Origin of the sequence: Erwinia sp. MYb416, assembly GCF_037479575.1 — a bacterium.
GTDB classification, from domain to species: domain Bacteria; phylum Pseudomonadota; class Gammaproteobacteria; order Enterobacterales; family Enterobacteriaceae; genus Erwinia; species Erwinia rhapontici.
Genome location: NZ_JBBGYT010000185.1, coordinates 1 through 3,231 on the forward strand (window position 1 = coordinate 1; position 3,231 = coordinate 3,231).

At 56.8% G+C, this 3,231-nt stretch carries 4 protein-coding genes; all 4 read right to left on the reverse strand.

What is annotated here, in order from left to right:
- A partial coding sequence (locus WH277_RS01750; RefSeq protein ID WP_339504035.1) for a TDP-N-acetylfucosamine:lipid II N-acetylfucosaminyltransferase occupies window positions 1-569 on the reverse strand: 569 nt, incomplete at its 3' end.
- The gene (wzxE, locus tag WH277_RS01755; RefSeq protein WP_159338531.1) at window positions 566-1,816 is read right to left on the reverse strand and encodes a lipid III flippase WzxE; all 1,251 of its coding nucleotides are present in this window, start codon (window positions 1,814-1,816) and stop codon (window positions 566-568) included. The genes wzxE and WH277_RS01750, both read right to left, overlap by 4 nt.
- Before the next feature lies 1 nt (window position 1,817).
- The gene (rffA, locus tag WH277_RS01760; RefSeq protein WP_339456305.1) at window positions 1,818-2,948 is read right to left on the reverse strand and encodes a dTDP-4-amino-4,6-dideoxygalactose transaminase; all 1,131 of its coding nucleotides are present in this window, start codon (window positions 2,946-2,948) and stop codon (window positions 1,818-1,820) included.
- Window positions 2,945-3,231, reverse strand: a 287-nt coding sequence (locus WH277_RS01765) for a GNAT family N-acetyltransferase (RefSeq protein WP_339504037.1), incomplete at its 5' end; no start/stop codon positions are given. The genes WH277_RS01765 and rffA, both read right to left, overlap by 4 nt.

The window sequence follows — 3,231 nt, forward strand, 5'->3', positions numbered from 1 at the left end:
GAGTTACCGAGCAGAAGGGTCAGCTGCCCCTGAGGCTCATCACTGCTTTGCACATTCTGTGCCAGCCGTGTCGGGAAATAGAGTAAAGAAGCCGGAACTTTCGGGTGCCGCTGATGAAAGTGATTAATATCACCTCGGGTGGCAAACACCTGCGCCACTCGTTTTTGTGCCTGACGCCGTAGCAGATAGAACAGCCTGAATTTCAGGCGGGTGGAATCTTCATACAGGTCTGCCCCCCAGATATGCCAATAGATCTGTGAGCGCTTAAGCTGGCCGGACAACAACGCCAGCCACAAACGGGGATTGAACTGACCGTGGCAGAAAAAGCGCGTGTCACGCTCACGGCGTCCAGTGGCAATCACAGCAGCGGCGAGCGCCGCTTTATTTGCAAAAACACGGATATTCAGCCGCGTAAAGGACTGCGCCATCTCAGGCTGTGCGCTCACCAGCCAGAACTCGCGTGGCGCTGTCACGGGCACCACGTCATGCAGCTGTTGATCAAAGAAGCTCAACACCGTCTGGTTATGATGTGGGATGTCTGAGCCTAAAAGGTGAATTACTCTGGTCATACTCGTCTACGGTAAATAATAAAAATGCCTGCACAGAGTGCAAAATAAGCGATATAGGTCGCCATATACGCCTGAGCCGCACCGGCTGCACCATGCAGCGGGATCAGCCAGCGGGAAAAGCCGGTGAGCAAGATAAACTGGCTCACTTCCGTCAGCACATAAAAACGCAGCGATGCCTTCGCGATGACCAGATAGCCAAAAACGTAGCAACCCACTTTGAGTACATCGCCCGTCAACTGCCAGACAAACAGATCGCGCATGGCCGCAAACTCACGGGAGAACAGCAGCCAGATAGCCACATCACGCAGCAACCAGACGGTTAAACTCACGGCGGCAACCACTGGCAGCACGAAGCGCAGCGCCTTCAGAATTTCACGTGAAATCTCAGCCTTGTGCTGCAGGCGTGACAAGGTGGGCAGCAGATACACGCTGAAAGACGCCGTGATAAATTGCAGGTAGGCATCAGAGATACTGCTGACGCCCTGCCACAACCCAACCTGTTCCCATCCCGCATGTTGTGCCAGCAGGTTACGCATCATCATCCACGCCACGGGCAACGTCACAGCGGTGATCAGCGCCATCAGCGTAAACTTACCCAGCAGGGCAACAAACTCCGGCTGCCAGGCGGGTAGCAGATAACGCATCGGCAGATGCTCACGACGCACCAGCAAAACCACTGCCGGCACCACCACCAGTGCAGGCACCATCGCCAGCCCGATCAGTGCACCGCTGTAACCCCCCAGCTTGTAGCAGACAAACCACGCAGCAACGCCGGTCAGGCTACCGATAATCAGCGACCATGCATTGCCTGCCGCATCACGAAAGCCTTTCATGATCGCCAGCGCCAGATTAGCCCAGGCGATGCCCATTTGCAGGAAGGCGACGATACGGATCACCTGCTGATAGCGGTCATGGCCAAACAGTGCATGACTGATGGGTGCAGCGAACAGCAGGAACACCAGCGCCAGCAGCAATGAGAATCCCAGCACCATTGACGACGCGGTGCCGGTAACGGCACGCAGCTGTTCAGGCTGCTGCTGATACTGCGCCACATACTTTGTGACGCCGTTAAAAATGCCGGCTCCGGCCAGTACGCCGAGCACGGTAATCAATTGACGAAAATTCCCCGCCTGACCGACGCCAGCCGGCCCGTAAGAGACCGCCAGCATTTTCACCACCAGCAAACCGGCGACAATTTTTACCAGCGTGGAGGCGGCCGTCCACACTGACGCTTTTGCCAGTGACATATCAGGAGAAATAGCTCAGTAAGGAGTTGATCACCGTTTTCTGATTATTATCAGAAAGGTTAAAGAACAGCGGCAAACGCAGCAGGCGATCGCTCTCTGTCTGGGTGAAATGGTCTTCACCGTGGAAGCGGCCAAAGCGCTGCCCCGCGGGTGAGCTGTGCAGCGGAATATAGTGGAACACCGCCATGATTTCGGCCTCTTTCAGCCATGCAATCAGCGCGCTGCGGTCATTATGGTCGCGCAGCTTCAGATAAAACATATGGGCATTGTGTTCACAGTCGGCCGGTATGCTGGCCAGCTCAATGCGCCCACGTGCGACCAGCGGCTGCAATGCATCGTAGTAAGTCTGCCACAGGCGCAAACGTTGCTGGTTAATGCGTTCCGCTGCCTCCAGCTGCGCCCAGAGATACGCGGCCTGCAAATCCGCCATCAGGTAGCTGGAGCCAATATCACGCCAGGTGTATTTATCCACCTGGCCGCGGAAAAACTGGCTGCGGTTGGTCCCTTTTTCACGAATGATTTCAGCACGCTCGACCAGGGACGCGTCGTTGACCAGCGTCGCACCGCCTTCACCACCCGCGGTATAGTTTTTAGTTTCGTGGAAGCTGAAGCAGCCGATATGGCCAATGCTGCCCAGCGCCCGACCTTTGTACGTCGACATCACGCCCTGTGCGGCATCTTCCACTACCCATAGCTGGTGCTTTTTCGCCAGCGCCATAATGGTGTCCATCTCGCAGGCAACGCCCGCGTAATGTACCGGCACGATGGCTTTGGTTTTGTCGGTGATCGCTGCTTCTATCAGGCGCTCATCGATGTTCATGGTATCCGGGCGCACATCGACAAACACAATCGTTGCACCGCGCAGCACGAAGGCGTTGGCCGTAGAGACAAACGTGTAGCTCGGCATGATCACTTCATCACCGGGTTGAATGTCGATCAGGATGGCCGCCATCTCCAGCGATGCGGTGCAGGAGGGGGTCAGCAGGACTTTGCGGCTGCCGAAGCGCTGCTCCATCCACTGCTGGCAGCGACGGGTAAAACCGCCGTCGCCGCAGAGTTTGCCGCTGCCCATTGCCGACTGCATATATTCAAGTTCAGTTCCCACCACCGGTGGCGCATTAAACGGAATCATGGCGTTTCCCTGTATAACCAGTAGGCGGTGCGTTCAATCACGCCACCGCAGCGAAGATAGAGTCGCAACGCGGCAACATTGCCCAGTTGCGTTGCGACATGAAGCCGTGTCAGTCGACGCGCGCGGCACCAGTCATTAGCTGCATTCATCAGCCGCTGGCCAATGCCCAGCCCCTGCGCAGCAGGTAACACAGCCAGCAGGCCAATGCGCGCCGTGCCGTCTTCCAGCTCACGCAGCGATACAAAACCCTGCATCGCACCCTGCTCATCCACCGCCAGCAGGC

Bases quoted from the DNA above. Each gene is read 5' to 3' on its own strand.
- rffA (WP_339456305.1), bottom strand. From the start codon at position 2,948: ATGATTCCGTTTAATGCGCCACCGGTGGTGGGAACTGAACTTGAATAT.
- wzxE (WP_159338531.1), bottom strand. From the start codon at position 1,816: ATGTCACTGGCAAAAGCGTCAGTGTGGACGGCCGCCTCCACGCTGGTA.